This is a genomic window from Streptomyces sp. NPDC046349 (assembly GCF_055587885.1).
The window spans coordinates 108,535-127,902 of record NZ_JBVJFK010000016.1; the positions used below are offsets into that span (position 1 = coordinate 108,535).

General features: G+C 70.0%; 12 protein-coding genes. 6 read left to right on the forward strand and 6 right to left on the reverse strand.

Translation table 11 applies throughout. From position 1 onward, the window contains the following. Positions 1-80 precede the first annotated feature (80 nt). The gene (mgtA, locus tag ACZ6JS_RS31655) at positions 81-2,801 is read right to left on the reverse strand and encodes a magnesium-translocating P-type ATPase (RefSeq protein WP_469303070.1); all 2,721 of its coding nucleotides are present in this window, start codon (positions 2,799-2,801) and stop codon (positions 81-83) included. A 587-nt stretch (positions 2,802-3,388) separates the two neighbouring features. On the opposite strand from mgtA, the gene ACZ6JS_RS31660 reads away from it, so the two are divergent. The 6 genes from ACZ6JS_RS31660 to ACZ6JS_RS31685 all read left to right on the forward strand — a co-directional run bounded on the left by ACZ6JS_RS31660 (position 3,389) and on the right by ACZ6JS_RS31685 (position 11,895). Next, positions 3,389-4,603 (forward strand): ROK family transcriptional regulator, encoded by a 1,215-nt coding sequence (locus ACZ6JS_RS31660; protein WP_469303072.1) that lies wholly within the window; start codon positions 3,389-3,391, stop codon positions 4,601-4,603. Positions 4,604-4,720: 117 nt separating this feature from the next. Then, positions 4,721-5,833, forward strand: a complete 1,113-nt coding sequence (locus ACZ6JS_RS31665; protein ID WP_469303074.1) for a sugar ABC transporter substrate-binding protein — start codon at positions 4,721-4,723, stop codon at positions 5,831-5,833. A 163-nt stretch (positions 5,834-5,996) separates the two neighbouring features. Then, positions 5,997-6,785 (forward strand): ATP-binding cassette domain-containing protein, encoded by a 789-nt coding sequence (locus tag ACZ6JS_RS31670; protein WP_469303076.1) that lies wholly within the window; start codon positions 5,997-5,999, stop codon positions 6,783-6,785. Positions 6,786-6,811: 26 nt separating this feature from the next. Further along, on the forward strand, positions 6,812-8,098 hold the full coding sequence (locus tag ACZ6JS_RS31675; protein ID WP_469303182.1) for a sugar ABC transporter permease: 1,287 nt from the start codon (positions 6,812-6,814) through the stop codon (positions 8,096-8,098). 262 nt (positions 8,099-8,360) lie between these two features. Further along, complete coding sequence (dxs, locus tag ACZ6JS_RS31680) at positions 8,361-10,277, forward strand: 1-deoxy-D-xylulose-5-phosphate synthase (protein WP_469303078.1); 1,917 nt, start codon at positions 8,361-8,363, stop codon at positions 10,275-10,277. A gap of 118 nt (positions 10,278-10,395) precedes the next feature. Beyond that, positions 10,396-11,895, forward strand: coding sequence for an amino acid permease (locus ACZ6JS_RS31685; RefSeq protein ID WP_469303080.1), 1,500 nt, complete (start codon positions 10,396-10,398; stop codon positions 11,893-11,895). A 76-nt stretch (positions 11,896-11,971) separates the two neighbouring features. Here the strand turns inward: ACZ6JS_RS31685 and ACZ6JS_RS31690 are convergent, their stop codons facing one another. From ACZ6JS_RS31690 to ACZ6JS_RS31710, 5 genes are all read right to left on the reverse strand, one after another. After that, positions 11,972-13,012 carry an LCP family protein gene (locus tag ACZ6JS_RS31690; RefSeq protein WP_469303082.1) on the reverse strand — a complete coding sequence of 347 codons (1,041 nt, stop codon included), beginning with the start codon at positions 13,010-13,012 and terminating at the stop codon, positions 11,972-11,974. A gap of 91 nt (positions 13,013-13,103) precedes the next feature. Continuing rightward, positions 13,104-15,233, reverse strand: a complete 2,130-nt coding sequence (locus ACZ6JS_RS31695; protein ID WP_469303083.1) for a 3-hydroxyacyl-CoA dehydrogenase NAD-binding domain-containing protein — start codon at positions 15,231-15,233, stop codon at positions 13,104-13,106. Then, positions 15,230-16,456 (reverse strand): thiolase family protein, encoded by a 1,227-nt coding sequence (locus ACZ6JS_RS31700; RefSeq protein ID WP_030847655.1) that lies wholly within the window; start codon positions 16,454-16,456, stop codon positions 15,230-15,232. The genes ACZ6JS_RS31695 and ACZ6JS_RS31700 overlap by 4 nt, the downstream gene beginning before the upstream one ends. Positions 16,457-17,156: 700 nt before the next feature. Next, positions 17,157-18,440, reverse strand: a complete 1,284-nt coding sequence (locus ACZ6JS_RS31705; protein ID WP_469303086.1) for an HRDC domain-containing protein — start codon at positions 18,438-18,440, stop codon at positions 17,157-17,159. 142 nt (positions 18,441-18,582) lie between these two features. Then, positions 18,583-19,245, reverse strand: a complete 663-nt coding sequence (locus ACZ6JS_RS31710) for a helix-turn-helix transcriptional regulator (protein ID WP_469303088.1) — start codon at positions 19,243-19,245, stop codon at positions 18,583-18,585. Positions 19,246-19,368: the final 123 nt, after the last annotated feature.

Below are 19,368 nucleotides of genomic sequence, written 5' to 3' on the forward strand. Positions count from 1 at the left end.
GGGCGCGTCCGCCCGGCCGGCGATGTCACGGATCCATAGTGCCAGCCGGGCTGAACGTGTTCAATTCATTCGGCCTCCGGCTACAGCCACGTACCGAAGCGGCGGATGTACCAGGTCTTCACGAGCTGGGTCAGCGTGCAGTACGCGAGCAGCACGCCGATCAGCCACGGGAAGTAGCCCGTCGGCAGGGCGACGAAGCCCAGCGAGGAGGCCAGCGGTGAGAAGGGCAGCCAGAGCCCGGTCAGCACCGCGAGGACGGTCATCACCATCACCGGCCAGGAGGCGCGGGACTGGACGAAAGGGATCTTCCGGGTGCGGATCATGTGGACGATCAGGGTCTGCGAGAGCAGGCCCTCGACGAACCAGCCGGACTGGAAGAGGGCCTGGTTCCCCGCGCTGTCGGCCGCGAACACGTGCCACATGATCAGGAACATCGCGATGTCGAAGATCGAGCTGATCGGGCCGATGGTGACCATGAAGCGGCCGATGCCCTTGGCGTCCCAGTTCCGGGGCTTGCGCAGGTACTCCTCGTCCATCCGGTCCCACGGGGTCGCCAGCTGCGCGATGTCGTAGACCAGGTTCTGGACCAGCAGCATGATCGCGAGCATCGGCTGGAAGGGGATGAAGGCGCTCGCGACCAGCACCGAGAAGACGTTGCCGAAGTTCGAGGACGCCGTCATCTTGATGTACTTGATCGTGTTGCCGAAGGTGGTCCGGCCCTGGAGGACGCCCTGCTCCAGGACGGTGAGGTCCTTCTCCAGCAGGATGATGTCCGCCGACTCCTTGGCGATGTCGACGGCGGTGTCCACGGAGATGCCGACGTCGGCGTCGCGCAGCGCGGCCGCGTCGTTGATGCCGTCGCCGAGGAAGCCGACGGTGTGCCCGTCCGCCTGGTGGGCCCGGACGATCCTGGCCTTCTGGACCGGGTTGACCTTGGCGAAGACCGTCGTACGGGCGGCCAGCGCGCGCAGTTCGGTGTCGTCGAGGGAGTCGGTCTCGGGGCCGAGGACCACGGTTCCCACGTCGAGGCCGACGTCCGCGCAGACGCGGGCGGCGACGAGGTCGTTGTCGCCGGTGACGACCTTCACCGCGATGCCCTTGTCGGCGAGGCCCTCCAGGGCCCGGGCGGCGTCGGCCTTCGGCGGGTCGAGGAAGGCGAGGAAGCCGACCAGGGTCAGCCGGTCCTCGTCGGCGACGGAGTAGGTGTCGCGCGGGGTGTCGAGCGTGCGGGTGGCGACCGCGAGGACTCGCAGGCCCCGCCGGTTGTTGTCCTCGGCGATCCGGGTCGCGTGCCACCGGAGCTGCTCGGTCAGCTCGACGGTCCGGCCGCGGTCGGTCATGTGCGTGCAGAGGTCCAGGACCTCTTCGACCGCCCCCTTGGTGATCATGACGTGTTCGACCGGTCCGGAGGTGCCCACGAGGGCGTTGCGGGCCAGGACCACGGACATCCGGCGCCGGGCGAAGTCGAAGGGGATCTCGTCGACCATCGAGAACCGTGCGTCGACGACAACCTCCTCGGCCTCGCCCACGCGGTCGATGACCGCCTGGTCCATCAGGTTGCGCAGGCCGGTCTGGAAGTGCGCGTTGAGGTAGCCGTACTCCAGGACCTCGCCGTCCTCGTCGCCGTGCACGTCCAGGTAGCGGTCCAGGACGATCCGGTCCTCGGTGAGGGTGCCGGTCTTGTCGGTGCACAGCACGTCCATCGCGCCCAGGTTCTGGATCGCGTCCAGCCGCTTGACGACCACCTTGCGGCGGGACATCGCGACCGCGCCGCGCGCCAGGTTGGCGGAGACCACCATCGGGAGCATCTCGGGGGTCAGGCCGACGGCGACGGCGATGCCGAAGAGGAAGGCCTCGTCCCAGTCGCCCTTCGTCAGGCCATTGATCATGAAGACGACCGGGACCATGACCAACATGAAGCGGATCAGCAGGAGGCTGACCCTGCGCACACCGGTGTCGAAGCTGGTCTGCGGGCGCTCGCCGGCCAGGGAGCCGGCCATCGAGCCGAAGTAGCTGTCGGAGCCGGTGGCGACGACGACCCCGGTGGCGGTTCCGGAGGTGACCGAGGTCCCCATCAGGGCCAGGTTGTCGGCCTCGACCGGGTCGGTGGTGGCCTGCTGCCCGGAATCCTGCGTGCGGGTGTCGGCCTTGGCCACCGGCAGGGACTCGCCGGAGAGCGCGGCCTGGCTGATCATCAGGTCCTTGGCGGTGAGCAGCCGCAGGTCGGCCGGGATCAGGTCGCCGGCGGCCAGCTCGACCACGTCGCCGGGGACCACCTGCTCCATGGGCACCTCGAAGGTGGTGGGGGCGCAGCCGCTGCCAGCCCGGCGCCGGACGGCGCAGGTGGTGGTGACCAGCTGACCGAGGGCGTCGGCGGCGCGGCCGGAGCGATACTCCTGCCAGAACCGCAGCAGCCCGCTGATCCCCACCATCACGGACAGGATGACGACACCCGGGTCGGCGGGGTCCTGCCAGTACATGACGGCGGCGAGGAAGGCCAGAACGGCGATGAAGGGGTTCCGGAAGGCTTTCGCCAGCTGGACGTACCAGCGGGGGGCGCGCTCCTGGGCGACGGCGTTGGCACCGTGGCGCTCCAGGCGCAGCGCGGCCTCGGCCTGGGTGAGGCCGCTCGGGGACGCGTCCACGGACTGCAGGGCCCGCACGCCGGGGGCGGCGCTGATGCCTGCGAGGCGCTCGCCGGCGAGCCGGGTGCGGGACGCGAGCTCGGCGGCCCTGCGCTCGCGGCGGGACCGGCCCGGCGGCGCGAGCGTGGCCGGGGTGCGAGGGGTGAGCATGGTCATGGCACATACCTCCTTCCGCGTTTTCCGGGCAGCACGAAGCCGAACGGTCACGCGGAGTGATGGGGAGTCGGCGTGCGGCGGCCACGCGGGCCGACGCCGATGCCGACGGACAGGGAAGGCGCGCACCGGACGGAGCCGACCGGTGCTGCCGGAGGAGTGGACGTGCGAGATGTACGCAGCGGCGCAGGGGACAGCGGTACACCGCTGCCGTGCGCATTCAAAGAGCACTCGGCAGATCAGCCGTTCGGCGGGTCAGCCGGAGACAGCGCTGCGAGGACTTCGATCGGGACTCATCCCGAACACCTCCTCGCGTCGCGCTTGACATGGCGGGCGCCCGGTCCGGCCGGAAAGGCCGCAGATTACCGGCGCCTCAGCGACCGTAACACGATCCGGTGGGCCACTCCCTCCCTCTTTCGGCCGTTAGGCCCGTTTCGTGTCGTGTCAGCCTCTTGACGTGCGGATGCGCAAAGGCTCGACTTAAGGTTCACAAGTTGGAGAGACGCCGGGGTCTCGGAGCGCGAAGCCGCGATGGGTCCCGGCCGGGGGGCGACGGCTGGCCGTCGCTAATGGGCAGGAGTGGATGAGTCGTGCAGACTCCCGGATCGCAGTCGTCGCTGCACCGCGCGAATCTCGAACGGGTCGTACGGGCGGTGCGGCTCGCGGGGTCGCTGACCCAGGCGGAGATCGCCCGCACCACCGGACTGTCGGCGGCCACGGTCTCCAACATCGTCCGGGAGCTGAAGGACGGCGGGACGGTCGAGGTCACCGACACCTCGGCCGGCGGCCGGCGGGCACGGAGCGTGTCGCTCAGCGGTGACGCGGGGATCGTGATCGGCGTCGACTTCGGCCACACCCACCTGCGGGTGGCCGTCGGCAACCTCGCCCACCAGGTCCTCGCCGAGGAGACCGAACCGCTGGACGTCGACGCCTCCTGGGCGGACGGCTTCGACCGTGCGGAAGCGCTGGTCGGACGCCTGATCGAGGGCATAGGAGTCGCCCTGGACAAGGTCATCGGCGTAGGTCTCGGCGTCCCCGGTCCGATCGACGTGGAGTCCGGGACCCTGGGCTCGACCGCGATCCTGCCGGGCTGGGCGGGGATCAATCCGCGCCAGGAGCTCTCGCAGCGCCTCGGCGTGCCCGTCTACGTGGACAACGACGCGAACCTCGGCGCCCTCGGTGAACTCGTTTGGGGGAGCGGGCGCGGGGTGAAGGACCTGGCCTACATCAAGGTGGCCAGCGGCGTCGGCGCCGGCCTGGTGATCAACGGCCAGATCTACCGGGGCCCGGGCGGCACGGCGGGCGAGATCGGGCACATCACCCTGGACGAATCGGGCCCGGTCTGTCGCTGCGGCAACCGCGGCTGCCTGGAGACCTTCGCCGCGGCCCGCTACGTACTGCCGCTGCTCCAGGGCACGCACGGGCCGGAGTTGACGATGGAGCGGGTGGTGGAGCTGGCCCGCGACGGGGATCCCGGCTGCCGCCGGGTGATCACCGACGTCGGCCGCCACATCGGCAGCGGGGTGGCCAGCCTGTGCAATCTCCTGAACCCCAGCCGGGTGGTGCTGGGCGGCTCATTGGCGGAGGCGGGTGAACTCGTCCTGGCCCCCATCCGTGAATCAGTGGGGAGGTACGCGATCCCCAGCGCGGCCCGGCAGTTGTCGGTGCTGACAGGGTCCCTGGGCGGCCGGGCCGAGGTGCTGGGCGCACTGGCTCTCGTGCTGAGTGAGATGGGCGATTCGACACTTTTGTCAGATCATGGAAGTGGAGTGCGAGCTCCAGCCGTCTTGCCTTCAGGTAGATAACGAATGGCACCGTTGTCATCTCGTTAAGTATTCACTCCTTGACGGCAAAACGCGGCCGGGGTTGACTCACATCCACCTCGGCCGCGGCGTAGCGGCCTCGTCAGGGAGGTTCAAGTAATGAACACGCGTATGCGCAGAGCCGCCGTAGCCGTAGCCGCCGGCGCCATGGCCGTTTCCCTCGCCGCTTGTGGCAGCGCCAAGGAGGCCGGCGACAAGACGAAGGAGTCCTCCGGCGCGGCGAAGGGCGACGCGATCAAGGTCGGTCTGCTCCTGCCGGAGAACCAGACCGCGCGTTACGAGAAGTTCGACAAGCCGCTCATCGAGAAGAAGGTCGCCGAGCTCACCGGCGGCAAGGGCGAGGTCGTCTACGCCAACGCCAAGCAGGACGCGACCACGCAGAACTCCCAGGTCGACACGATGATCACCAACAAGGTGGACGTCCTGATCATCGACGCGGTGGACTCCAAGGCCATCGCCGGCTCGGTCAAGAAGGCCAAGGACGCCGGCATCCCGGTCGTCTCCTACGACCGTCTGGCCGAGGGCCCGATCGACGCCTACACCTCCTTCGACAACGAAGAGGTCGGCAAGGTCCAGGGCAAGGCCCTGCTCGAGGCGCTGGGCGACAAGGCCAAGGACGGCCAGATCGTCATGATGAACGGTTCGGTCACCGACCCGAACGCCAAGCTCTTCAAGTCCGGCGCGCACTCCGAGCTCGACGGCAAGGTGAACGTCGGCAAGGAGTACGACACCGTCGAGTGGAAGCCGGAGAACGCCAACACCAACATGGCGGCCGCGCTCTCCGCGCTCGGCAAGGACAAGGTCATCGGCGTCTACTCCGCCAACGACGGCATGGCCGGCGGCATCATCACCGCCCTCAAGGCCGCCGGCGTCTCCCCGCTGCCCCCGGTCACCGGCCAGGACGCCGAACTCGCCGGCGTCCAGCGCATCGTCGCGGGCGAGCAGTTCATGAGCGTCTACAAGCCGTACGCCCCCGAGGCCGAGGCCGCCGCGAAGATGGCCGTCGCCCTCGCCAAGGGCGGCAAGCCCGAAGGCACCACCTCCACGGTCGACAGCCCCACCACCAAGGGCGTCCCCTCCGTGCTGATCCCGGTCATCTCGCTGACCAAGGCCAACATCAAGGACACCGTCGTCAAGGACGGCGTCTACACGGTCGACGAGATCTGCACCGACAAGTACGCGGCCGCCTGCGCCGCCATCGGCCTGAAGTAGCGGCCCCCGCCGCCTCTCCGTGAGGCGGCCCCCCGTGCCTGACCGGCGCCCCTCCCCCTCAATCCCCGCCACCGGGCGGGGCGCCGGGCAGAAACGTTCCTCCCCCATTCGTCCCGCTCCTGCTCTTTTGCACGACATCCCCGCCGGTCAGGCGGCGAAGGAGATGGTTCATGTGTCCGCTGCGCCCGTGCTGGCGTTGCGAGGGGTCTCGAAGCGGTTCGGCGCCGTTCAGGCCCTCACCGACGTAGAACTCGAGATCCACTCCGGTGAAGTGGTCGCCCTCGTGGGCGACAACGGTGCCGGTAAGTCCACGCTGGTCAAGACGATCGCCGGCGTGCACCCCATCGATGAAGGAGTCATCGAGTGGGAGGGGCGCCCGGTCGCCATCGGCAAGCCCCACGACGCCCAGAACCTGGGCATCGCGACGGTCTACCAGGACCTGGCGCTGTGCGACAACATCGATGTCGTCGGCAACCTCTTCCTCGGCCGCGAGCTCAAGAAGTTCGGTGTCCTCGACGAGGTGGAGATGGAGCGGCGCGCCCGCGAGCTCCTGACCACCCTGTCCATCCGGATCCCCAGCGTCCGGATCCCCATCGCCTCGCTGTCGGGCGGTCAGCGCCAGACCGTGGCGATCGCCCGTTCCATGCTGGGCGAGCCCAAGCTCGTCATCCTCGACGAGCCCACCGCGGCCCTCGGTGTCGAGCAGACCGCACAGGTGCTCGACCTGGTGGAGCGGCTGCGCGAGCGAGGCCACGCCGTCATCCTCATCAGCCACAACATGGCCGATGTGAAGGCCGTCGCCGACAAGGTGGCGGTCCTGCGGCTGGGCCGCAACAACGGTGTCTTCAACGTCGCCGACACCTCGCAGGAAGAGATCATCTCCGCCATCACCGGTGCCACGGACAACGCCGTGACCCGCCGGGCGGCCCGCACCTCGGAGGCCGGCAAGTGAGCACCCAGAACCCTGCCACCGATCCACTGGACAAGGGCCCCGCCGCGCAGGAGCACATCGACCCTGTCAACCCGGCGGCCGCGCACGACGCCATCCCGGCCGTGGACCCCCGCCTGCTCGTCAGGGAAGAGGGCCTGGCCGGCTACTGGGGCGAGTTCAAGCGCAAGATGAAGGCCGGCGACCTGGGCTCCCTCCCGGTCGTCATCGGTCTCATCGTCATCTGGTCCATCTTCCAGGGGCTGAACTCGAACTTCCTCTCCCCGGAGAACCTCAGCAACATCGCGATCACGATGACCGGCACCGGCATGATCGCCATCGGCATCATCTTCGTGCTGCTCCTCGGTGAGATCGACCTCTCGGTCGGCTCGGTCAGCGGTGTCTCGGGCGCCATCGTCGCCGTTCTCGCCGTCACCCACGGCGTGAACGAATGGGTGGCCATCATCGCGGCCATCGTCGGCGGAGCCCTGATCGGCTCGATCCACGGCTTCTTCTTCGCCAAGGTCGGGGCCCCGGCCTTCGCGGTCACCCTGTCGGGCCTGCTCTTCTGGCTGGGCGCGATGCTGCAGATCCTCGGCAGCAACGGCACGATCAACATCGACTCCGACGGCGTGGTCGGCCAGCTGACCACGTACTTCTTCTCGGACGTGGCCGTCGCCTACGGGCTGGCCGCGCTCGCGGTGGCCGGCTACTTCCTCGCGGCCTTCCTCGACGCGAGGCGCCGCGAGGCCGCCGGGATGCCCTCCCGGCCGCTCGCCGAGATCCTGCTGCGCACCGGCCTGCTCGCGCTGTGCACTTTCGGCCCCGCCGTGCTGTTCAACCAGTACAAGGGCCTGCCCCTCGCGGTGGTGCTCTTCCTGCTGGCCCTGGTCGTCACGGACTTCCTGCTGCGCCGCACGACCTTCGGACGAAACGTTTTCGCACTGGGTGGCAGCGTCGAGGCCTCCCGCCGTTCGGGCATCAACGTCACCCGGATCCGGATCACGGTCTTCGCGATCTCCAGCACCTTCGCCGCCATCGGCGGCCTGTTCTGGGCCTCCAAGATCGCGGCGGCCAACCAGAGCGCCGGTGCAGGCGACCTGCTGATGAACGTCATCGCGGCGGCCGTGATCGGCGGCACCAGCCTCTTCGGCGGCCGCGGCCGGACCTGGAACGCCCTCCTGGGTGTCATGGTCATCGTCTCGATCCAGTACGGTCTGGCCCTGGAGGGCATCGCGACGCCGATCCAGTACATGATCACCGGCGCGGTCCTGCTGGCCACCGTGGTGATCGACTCGGTCACCCGCAAGACCCAGAAGACGGCCGGACGCGCCTGACCGCGCGTCCGACTGCCCGCCGGAGCGCATCGCGGCGGTAAGAACGGTCACAGTGCCCGGCGCCACTTCGTGTGGCGCCGGGCATCCGTGCGTACAAACGCGGGTACTCCTGTGCGGGTATACGCCCGTATGCGATGTGTGGCCGCACGGTGGCGTGCACATGTATGACAAAGCTGTGACTCCGCCGGGACGGCCCGATGACCGCGCCCGCGAGCGGAACATTAGACTCGACAGACCAGCAAGCAACTGCAAGGAGGCACGGGTGCTGCTGACCCGCATCAAGGGACCGCGCGATCTGGACCGGCTCAGCCAGGAGGAGCTGATCCAGCTCGCCGCAGAGATCAGGTCCTTCCTCGTCGACGCCGTCTCCAAGACCGGCGGGCACCTCGGCCCCAACCTCGGCGTGGTCGAACTGACGATCGCCCTGCACCGGGTCTTCGAATCGCCCAAGGACAAGGTCCTCTTCGACACCGGCCACCAGGCCTACGTCCACAAGCTGCTCACGGGCCGCCAGGACTTCGCCGGCCTGCGCACCAAGAACGGCCTGTCCGGCTACCCCTCGCGCGCCGAGTCCGAGCACGACGTGATCGAGAACTCGCACGCCTCCACCGTGCTCGGCTGGGCCGACGGCCTGGCCAAGGCCAACGAGGTGCTGGGCCGCGAGGACCACCACGTCGCCGCCGTCATCGGCGACGGCGCGCTGACCGGCGGCATGGCCTGGGAGGCGCTCAACAACATCGCCGCCGCCAAGGACCGCCCGCTCGTCATCGTCGTCAACGACAACGAGCGCTCCTACGGCCCCACCATCGGCGGCCTCGCCAACCACCTGGCGACCCTGCGCACCACGGACGGCTACGAGCGCTTCCTGGCCCGCGGCAAGGAGCTCCTGGAGCGCACCCCGGTCGTCGGCAAGCCGCTCTTCGAGACCCTGCACGGCGCCAAGAAGGGCCTCAAGGACTTCATCGCCCCGCAGGGCATGTTCGAGGACCTCGGCCTGAAGTACATCGGCCCCATCGACGGTCACGACATCGAGGCCCTGGAGTCCGCCCTGCAGCGCGCCAAGCGCTTCAGCGGCCCCGTCATCGTCCACTGCCTCACCCAGAAGGGCCGCGGCTACACCCCTGCCCTCGAGCACGAGGCGGACCGCTTCCACGCGGTCGGCGTGATCCATCCGGACACCGGCCTGCCGGTCAAGACCGCGGCTGCCAGCTGGACCTCCGTCTTCGCCGACGAGATGGTCAAGATCGGCCACGATCGCGAGGACGTCGTCGGCATCACCGCCGCCATGCTGCACCCGGTGGGCCTGAACAAGTTCGCCGAGGCCTTCCCGGACCGCATCTACGACGTCGGCATCGCCGAGCAGCACGGCGCCACCTCGGCGGCGGGCCTCGCCACCGGCGGCGTCCACCCGGTGTTCGCGGTGTACGCCACCTTCCTCAACCGCGCCTTCGACCAGGTCCTGATGGACGTCGCCCTGCACAAGTGCGGCGTCACCTTCGTCCTGGACCGGGCCGGCGTGACCGGCGACGACGGCGCCTCCCACAACGGCATGTGGGACATGTCCATCCTGCAGGTCGTCCCCGGCCTGCGCCTCGCCGCGCCGCGCGACGCCGAGCAGCTGCGCGCCCAGCTCCGCGAGGCCGTCGAGGTCAAGGACGCCCCGACCGTCGTCCGGTTCTCCAAGGGCGTCGTCGGCCCGGCCGTACCGGCCGTCGGCCGCATCGGCGGCATGGACCTGCTGCGCACCCCGGCCCCCGAGGTCACCCGTCCGGACGTACTGCTCGTATCGGTCGGCGCACTCGCCCCCATGTGCCTCGAGATCGCCGACCTCCTCGACAAGCAGGGCATCTCCACCACCGTCGTCGACCCCCGCTGGGTCAAGCCCGTGGACGAGGCCCTGGCCCCGCTCGCGGAGCGGCACCGCGTGGTCGTCACCGTCGAGGACAACGGCCGCACCGGCGGTGTGGGCGCCGCTGTCTCGCAGGCCCTGCGGGACGCGGGCGTCGACGTACCGCTGCGCGACTTCGGCATCCCGCAGCGCTTCCTCGACCACGCCCTCCGCAAGGAGATCATGGCCGAGATCGGCCTGACCGCCCCGGACATCGCCCGGCAGGTCACGGGCCTGGTGGCCAAGCTCGACGGCCGCTACGACAGCGAGCCGGCCGCCACCGTCGACTAGGGGCGGCCACGCCCCCTAGATCGCCGCGCGGTTGCACGTCACGGGCCGGGAGATCACTCTTGAGGAGTGGGCCTCCCGGCCCGTTCGCGTGCGTCGACACCTGTTCGGAGGTGCGTCGGTGAGTAGGGATACGAACAGCCCCTTCCGCACCAAGACGGTGGAGCAGTCCATCCGCGACACGGAGGAGCCGGAACACGCGCTCCGCAAGTCGCTCTCCGCCTGGGACCTGACGGTGTTCGGTGTGGGTGTCATCATCGGCACCGGCATCTTCGTCCTGACGGGCATCGCGGCCCGGAACAACGCCGGACCCGCAACCGCCCTCGCCTTCGTGGCAGCGGGCATCGTCTGCGCCCTCGCGGCGCTCTGCTACGCCGAGTTCGCGTCCACCGTGCCGGTGGCCGGATCGGCGTACACCTTCAGCTACGCCTCCATCGGCGAACTGCCCGCGTGGATCATCGGCTGGGATCTGGTGCTCGAGTTCGCGCTCGGTACGGCGGTGGTCGCGGTCGGCTGGTCCGGTTACGTGCGCCACCTCATGGACACCAACCTGGGCTGGACCCTGCCGACCTCCCTGTCCGGCCCCGACGCCGGCGGCCACTTCGACCTGCTGGCCTTCCTGCTGGTCCTGGTGTTGACGTGGATCCTGGTCGTCGGTACGAAGCTGTCGGCCCGCATCACGGCGGTCGTCGTCGCCATCAAGGTCACGGTCGTGCTGCTGGTCATCATCGCGGGCCTGTTCTTCGTCAAGGCCGACAACTACTCGCCGTTCATCCCGCCGGCCCAGCCACAGGCCGAGGGCAGCAGCGGCTGGCACTCGCCGCTGGTGCAGTTGCTCTTCGGCTACGAGCCCACCAACTTCGGCGTCATGGGCATCTTCACGGCGGCCTCGCTCATCTTCTTCGCCTTCATCGGCTTCGACGTCGTGGCGACGGCGGCCGAGGAGACCAAGAACCCCCAGCGGGACATGCCGCGCGGCATCCTCGGCTCGCTGCTCATCTGCACGGTGCTCTACGTCGCTGTGACCCTCGTGGTGACGGGCATGCAGAAGTACTCGGAGATGTCCGCGACCGCCCCGCTCGCCGAGGCCTTCAAATCGGTGAACCAGCCATTCTTCTCGGGTGCCATCAGTCTCGGCGCGTCCGTCGGCCTGATCACCGTGTGCATGATCCTGCTGCTCGGCCAGACCCGTGTGTTCTTCGCCATGAGCCGCGACGGACTGCTGCCCCGGGTCTTCTCCGTGACGCACCCGAAGTACCGCACCCCCTACCGGGCGACCGTCCTGCTCGGCGGGGTCATCGCGATCGTCGCGGGCTTCACCAGCCTGGAGAGCCTGGCGGAACTGGTCAACATCGGCACCCTGTTCGCCTTCGTGGTGGTCGCGCTCGGTGTCATCGTCCTCCGCAAGACCCGCCCCGACCTGCACCGGGCCTTCCGCACCCCGTGGGTGCCGTTCATCCCGATCCTGTCGATCGCGGCCTCGCTCTGGCTGATGCTCAACCTTCCGGCCGAGACCTGGCTGCGCTTCGGCATCTGGATGGTCATCGGCGTCATCGTCTACTTCGCCTACGGACGCCGGAACAGCCGTCTGGGCCAGGTCGGCGCGGACGCCAAGTACTGAAAGGCACAGGCGCGCGAACGCCGGAGCCGGCCGTACGGGTGACCCGTACGGCCGGCTCCGGCGTTCGCGGGGACCGTCAGCCCTTGGCGGGGGAGTCCTTCGCGGAGGCGGGGACCTTCTCGTCCTTGCGCAGGGCGTCCCACAGCTGGGTGGCCTGCGGCTCGGCCACGACCACGCGGTTGGGGTCCACCTTGTCGTAGGCGACCGGAAGCATGATGGTCTCCATCGTCTCCGGGTTCACACCCTTCATGCTCTGCGCGAAGTCGGACAGCGCGGTCAGCGAGGCCAGATCGGAGTCGGTGGTCAGCGACTTGGTGCCGGCGTCCGCGAGCTTGTAGAGCCGCGCCGGGTTGCCGAGCGCGTCCTGCTTCTTGATCTCGGCCAGCATCGCCAGCATGAACTGCTGCTGCAGGCCTATGCGTCCGAGGTCGCTGCCGTCGCCGTAGCCGTACCGGGTACGGACGAACTTCAGCGAGTCGGCGCCGTTCAGCCGGTGCGTGCCCGCGTCGAGCTTCAGACCGCCCTTGGCGCCGCTCATCGGCTTGTCCAGGGTGACGGTGACCCCGCCCAGGGCGTCCACCAGGCCCTTGAAGCCGGCGAAGTCCACCTCGACGAAGTGGTCCACGCGCACACCGGACATCTGCTCGACGGTGTTGACCACGCAGGCCGGGCCGGCCAGCGAGTACACGGAGTTGAACATGACCCGCTTCGCGGACGGCACGGACTTGCCGTCGCGGTCCTTGCACTCGGGCCGGGTGATCAGGGTGTCGCGGGGGATGCTCACCGCGGTGGCCTTGGCCCGGCCCTCGGGTATGTGCACCAGCATCGCGGTGTCCGAGCGGGCCCCGCTGACGGAGCCCTGGTCGAGGTCCCCGTTGGCCCCGGCCCGCGAATCGGAGCCGAGCACCAGGATGTTCTGCGCGTTCGCGACCACCTTGGCGGGCCGGTTGTCCCCGATCGCCTGGTCGAGGTCGACGCTGTCGATGTTGTCGTTGAGGTGGCTGTACGTCCACCAGCCCGCTCCGGCCGCGCCCAGGATCAGCACGGCGACCAGCAGCAGGGTGATCCGCAGAATGCGGCGTCGGCGGCGCCTGGGCCGCGCGTGCGTTTCCGTCATGGGGGTGAATCTTAGACAGGTATTCGAACAGCCGGAGCCCGCCCCCCGGAGGGAGCGGGCCCGGCCGTCGAACAGCGGCCTGCGACCCGGACTAGGCCGGGACGCTCGCGACACCGGGGGCGAGGAACTTCTTGCCGTTCACTCGCTCCGAGACGCCCTCACGGTCCAGGTACGGCGTGATGCCGCCCAGGTGGAAGGGCCAGCCGGCACCGGTGATGAGGCAGAGGTCGATGTCCTGGGCCTCGGCCACGACACCCTCCTCCAGCATCAGGCCGATCTCCTGCGCGACCGCGTCCAGGACGCGCATCCGGACCTGCTCCTCCGTCAGGACGGAGTCGCCCTGCACCAGGAGCGCGGCGACCTCGGGGTCCAGCTCCGGCTTGCCGGAGTCGTAGACGTAGAAGCCGCGCTTGCCCGCCTCGACCACGCGCTTGAGGTTCGGGGAGACGGTGAAGCGCTCCGGGAAGGAGCGGTTCAGGGTCTCGGAGACGTGCAGGCCGATCGCCGGGCCCACGAGCTCCAGCAGCACCAGCGGGGACATCGGCAGGCCGAGCGGCTCGATGGCCTTCTCCGCGGTGGCGACCGGGGTGCCCTCGTCGATGACGTTCTGGATCTCGCCCATGAAGCGGGTCAGGATGCGGTTCACGACGAACGCCGGGGCGTCCTTGGTGAGGACCGCGGTCTTCTTCAGCTTCTTGGCGACACCGAAGGCCGTGGCCAGCGAGGCGTCGTCGGTCTGCTCACCGCGGACGATCTCCAGCAGCGGCAGGATCGCGACCGGGTTGAAGAAGTGGAAGCCGACCACGCGCTCCGGGTGCCGGAGCTTGGAGGCCATCTCCGACACCGACAGCGAGGAGGTGTTGGTGGCGAGGATCGCGTGCGCCGGGGCGACCGCCTCGACCTCCGCGAACACCTTCTGCTTGACGGACATCTCCTCGAACACGGCCTCGATGATGAAGTCCGCGTCCGCGAAGCCCTCGGCCTTGTCCAGGACACCGCTTACCAGGGCGGTCAGGCGGTTGGCCTTGTCCTGGTTGATGCGGCCCTTGCCGAGCAGCTTCTGGATCTCGGCGTGGACGTAGCCCACACCCTTGTCCACGCGCTCCTGGTCGATGTCGGTGAGGACCACCGGCACCTCCAGGCGGCGCAGGAACAGCAGCGCCAGCTGCGAGGCCATCAGGCCCGCGCCGACGACACCGACCTTGGTGACCGGACGGGCCAGGGACTTGTCCGGGGCACCGGCCGGGCGCTTGGCGCGCTTCTGGACCAGGTTGAAGGCGTAGATGCCCGAGCGCAGTTCGCCGCCCATGATGAGGTCGGCCAGGGCCGTGTCCTCGGCGTCGAAGCCGGCCTGGAGGTCGCCGTCCTTGGCCGCGGCGATGATGTCCAGCGCGCGGTAGGCGGCCGGAGCGGCGCCGTGCACCTTGGAGTCCGCGATGAAGCGGCCCTTGGCGACGGCCGCGTCCCAGGCCTCGCCGCGGTCGATCTCCGCGCGGACGACCTCGGTGGTGCCGTTCAGGACGTTGGCGGTCCACAGGAGCGACTGCTCCAGGAAGTCCGCGCCCTCGAAGATCGCGTCGGCGATGCCGAGCTCGAAGACCTGCTTGCCCTTCAGCTGCCGGTTCTGGTTCAGCGAGTTCTCGATGATGACCGAGACCGCGCGCTCGGCGCCGATCAGGTTCGGCAGGATGGCGCAGCCGCCCCAGCCGGGAACCAGGCCGAGGAAGACCTCGGGCAGCGAGAAGGCCGGGATGGCCTTCGAGACGGTGCGGTAGCTGCAGTGCAGACCGACCTCGACGCCGCCGCCCATCGCCGCGCCGTTGTAGTACGCGAAGGTCGGGACGGCCAGCGCCGAGAGGCGCTTGAAGACGTCGTGGCCGCCCTTGCCGATGGCGAGCGCCTCGTCGTGCTTCTTCAGCAGCTCGACGCCCTTGAGGTCGGCGCCGACCGCGAAGATGAACGGCTTGCCGGTCAGCCCTGCGCCGACGATGGTGCCGGCGGCGGCCTCCTGCTCGACCTGGTCGATCGCCGCGTTCAGGTTGGCGAGGGACTGCGGACCGAAGGTGGTCGGCTTGGTGTGGTCGAAGCCGTTGTCCAGCGTGATGAGCGCGAAGCGCCCGGCGCCGAACGGCAGGTCCAGGTGGCGGACGTGCGCGGACGTGACGACCTCGTCGGGGAACAGCTCGGCCGCGCCCTTCAGGAGCTCAGCGGTGGTGCTCACTTGGAGTCTCCCTCGGCGTTGAAGTTCGGGTTCTCCCAGATGACCGTCGCGCCCATGCCGAAGCCGACGCACATGGTGGTCAGGCCGTAGCGGACGTGCGGCTGCTCCTCGAACTGGCGGGCCAGCTGCGTCATCAGGCGCACGCCGGAGGAGGCCAGCGGGTGGCCGAAGGCGATGGCGCCGCCGTACTGGTTCACGCGGGCGTCGTCGTCGGCGATGCCGTAGTGCTCCAGGAAGGCCAGCACCTGCACCGCGAAGGCCTCGTTGATCTCGAAGAGACCGATGTCGTCGATCGTCAGACCGGCCTGGGCCAGGGCCTTCTCGGTGGCCGGGATCGGGCCGTAGCCCATGACCTCCGGCTCGACACCCGCGAAGGAGTACGAGACGAGGCGCATCTTGACCGGGAGGTTGTTCTCGCGGGCGAAGTCCTCGGACGCGATGATCGCGGCGGTGGCACCGTCGTTGAGACCGGCGGCGTTGCCCGCGGTGACCCGGCCGTGCGTACGGAACGGGGTCTTCAGGTTCGCCAGGTTCTCCAGCGTGGTGCCCGGGCGCATCGGCTCGTCGGTGGTGACCAGGCCCCAGCCCGTCTCGCCCGCGGCCTCGTTGGTGTTGCGCACCGAGATCGGGACCAGGTCCTGCTGGATCTTGCCGTCGGCGTACGCCTTGGCGGCCTTCTCCTGCGAGCGCACGGCGTACTCGTCGGCGCGGAGCTTGGTGATCGTCGGGTACCGGTCGTGCAGGTTCTCGGCGGTCATGCCCATGAACAGGGCCGACTCGTCGACCAGCTTCTCCGAGACGAAACGCGGGTTCGGGTCCACGCCCTCGCCCATGGGGTGGCGGCCCATGTGCTCGACACCGCCGGCGAGGGCGACGTCGTAGGCACCGAAGGCCACACCGCCCGCGACGGCGGTCACGGCGGTCAGCGCGCCGGCGCACATGCGGTCGATGGAGTAGCCGGGGACGGACTGCGGGAGGCCCGCGAGGATGCCGGCCGTACGGCCCAGCGTCAGGCCCTGGTCGCCGATCTGCGTGGTCGCGGCGATGGCGACCTCGTCGATCTTCTTGGGGTCCAGGTCCGGGTTGCGGCGCAGCAGCTCCCGGATCGCCTTCACGACGAGATCGTCGGCGCGGGTCTCGTTGTAGATGCCCTTCGGGCCCGCCTTGCCGAACGGGGTGCGGACGCCGTCGACGAAGACGACGTCCCTGACGGTACGAGGCACGTTGGCTCTCCTCCAGGTGCGGGATGGCACTGCTGCGCGGGGGCGCGTTCGGCATAGGTTGCTGAGCGCCCGCTCACCCGACCATGCTACTTGCGGGTAACCAATGTGCACACCCCCTCCCCGAGGAGCGGCGAAGGTCACACTCGGCTCCCCGTCCCCCGCCGGTGCGCACGCCCTCCCCGAGGCGTCCGATCGGAGCGCCGGGGCCACCCGCCGGGGCGGGGCCGCAAGGTCGTAGCGGTCAGGTCGTCGCTCATCGGACCATGAACCTCCAGGCCGCGGCCGCTCGCCGCGCCCGGCGGTCGTGAACGAGCCGTGCAGCACCGGTGCCGTCCGCAGCGGACCCCTGCACGGCGGCCACCCGCCGGCGGCCACACGCCGACCGGCCCCTGCCCCGCCCGGGCCCGACATCCGGGCGGGATGGGGCGATCGGGCCGCGGCCTCTCGGTCACCGAGCCCCACCCGGCCGTCCCGGCCCGAAGGAGACCCACTTCGAGGCCACCTGCGCGGGCCCTGCCCGGGTACGGGTGATCGAGCGCGTCCACCACCTCTCCCGGACGTGGCTCAAGCGCACCCGGATCGACGGCCGCACGACGGGCACGTCCGTCATGGAGACGGACGGCGACCCCGCCGAGCGGCCGCTCCGGGCACGGCTGCGTCCCGGTCCGCGCATGGCGGACCGGGACGCGGCGGAACTCTCCTACGCCGTGGCGGCCAAGGCCGTGACCAGGACCGGCGTCACCTGCTCGATCTGCCACGGCCGAGCGCCGTGCAGCGCCAGGGCCTGGGCCACCGCGTCGGCCTCCAGTCGCTGCGGGGGCTCCCAGCACAGGCGGCGGACCGTGTCCGGCGTGACCAGGTTCTCCTGGGGCAGGTTCAGCTGCTCCGCCAGCGCCGAGACGGCGGTGCGGGCCGCGGCCAGCCGGGCCGCGGCGGCCGGGTCCTTGTCGGCCCAGGAGCGCGGCGGGGGCGGGCCGGCGGGGGTCGCACCCGGCTGCGGCAGCTCGTTCTCGGGCAGCGCCTTCGCCCGGTCCACGGCGGCCATCCACTGGTCGAGCTGACGGCGGCCCATCCGCTGTCCGTAGCCGGGCAGGGCCGACAGGGTGTGCACGTTCGCGGGCAGGGCGAGCGCGGCCTCGACGATCGCGGCGTCGCCCAGTACCTTGCCCGGCGACACGTCGCGCCGTTGCGCGATCCGGTCGCGGGACTCCCACAGCTCCCGTACGACGGCCATCTGCCGGCGGCGGCGCACCTTGTGCATGCCGGACGTACGGCGCCACGGGTCCTTGCGCGGCGGAGCCGGGGGAGCGGAGGCGATGGCGTCGAACTCCTGCCGGGCCCACTCCAGCTTGCCCTGCCGGTCCAGCTCCTCCTCCAGGGCGTCCCGCAGGTCCACCAGCAGCTCCACGTCCAGGGCGGCGTAGCGCAGCCACGGCTCGGGCAGCGGGCGGGTGGACCAGTCGACGGCGGAGTGGCCCTTCTCCAGCGCGTAGCCGAGAACGCTCTCGACCATCGCGCCGAGGCCTACGCGCGGGAAGCCCGCGAGGCGGCCCGCCAGCTCGGTGTCGAACAGCGAGGTGGGAACCATGCCTATTTCACGCAGGCACGGCAGGTCCTGGGTGGCGGCGTGCAGGATCCACTCGGTGCCGGAGAGGGCCTCGCCCAGCGCGGACAGGTCGGGGCAGCCCACCGGGTCGATCAGAGCGGACCCGGCACCCTCGCGGCGCAACTGTACGAGGTAGGCGCGTTGGCCGTAGCGGTATCCGGAGGCGCGTTCGGCGTCGACCGCCACAGGGCCGGTGCCCGCGGCGAACGCCGCGACCACATCGGCGAGGGCGTCCGCGTCGGCGACCACCGGCGGAATCCCCTCGCGGGGCTCCAGCAAAGGAATCGGCACCCCACCGGGCGGAACAACGACGTCGTCCGGGGGGCCGCCCCCGGTGGTGGTGCGCAGGTCTGCTGCGGTCTCTTGGGCGTCGGTCACCGGTCAAGGGTATCCGTGTATACGACGCGCCCGTCGCCGGAACGTTCCGTCGACGGGCGCGATCAGTACGCGGGATGTTTTCCGGGGGTATTGCCGGACGTGTATTCGGGCGCTCCGGCTATTCGAGCGCTCCGGCCCGTGTTCAGTGGATGATCCCGGTCCGCAGGGCCACGGCGACCATTCCCGCGCGGTCACCGGTGCCCAGCTTGCGGGCGATGCGGGCGAGGTGGGACTTGACGGTCAGGGCGGACAGGCCCATCGAGACGCCGATGGCCTTGTTGGACTGGCCCTCCGCGACGAGGCGCAGGACCTCGACCTCGCGGCCGGAGAGCTCCCGGTAGCCGCCCGGGTGGCTCGGGGTACCCGGGGGGCGGCGGTGCATACGGGCGGCGGCAGCGCCGATGGGGGCGGCGCCGGGCCGGGTGGGGAGCCCGATGTTGGTGCGCGTACCGGTGACGACGTAGCCCTTGACGCCGCCCGCGAGGGCGTTGCGCACGGCGCCGATGTCGTCGGCGGCGGACAGGGCCAAACCGTTCGGCCAGCCTGCGGCACGGGTCTCGGAGAGCAGGGTGAGACCGGAACCGTCGGGCAGGTGTACGTCGGCCACGCAGATGTCGCGCGGGCTGCCGACGCGGGGGCGGGCCTCCGCGATGGACGACGCCTCGATCACATCACGGACTCCGAGGGCCCACAGATGGCGGGTCACGGTGGAACGGACGCGCGGGTCGGCCACGACGACCATGGCCGTCGGCTTGTTCGGGCGGTAGGCGACCAGGCTTGCGGGCTGCTCGAGAAGAACGGACACCTAGGCCTCCTGGGGGAGTGGCGGGACGGCCGGCTCGGGGAAGGAAGCCGGTGCGAACCGTGCGGATGGTCACTGACTCCTTCGGCACGTCACCCGCCCGGCTTTAGAGAATGATCACGATTT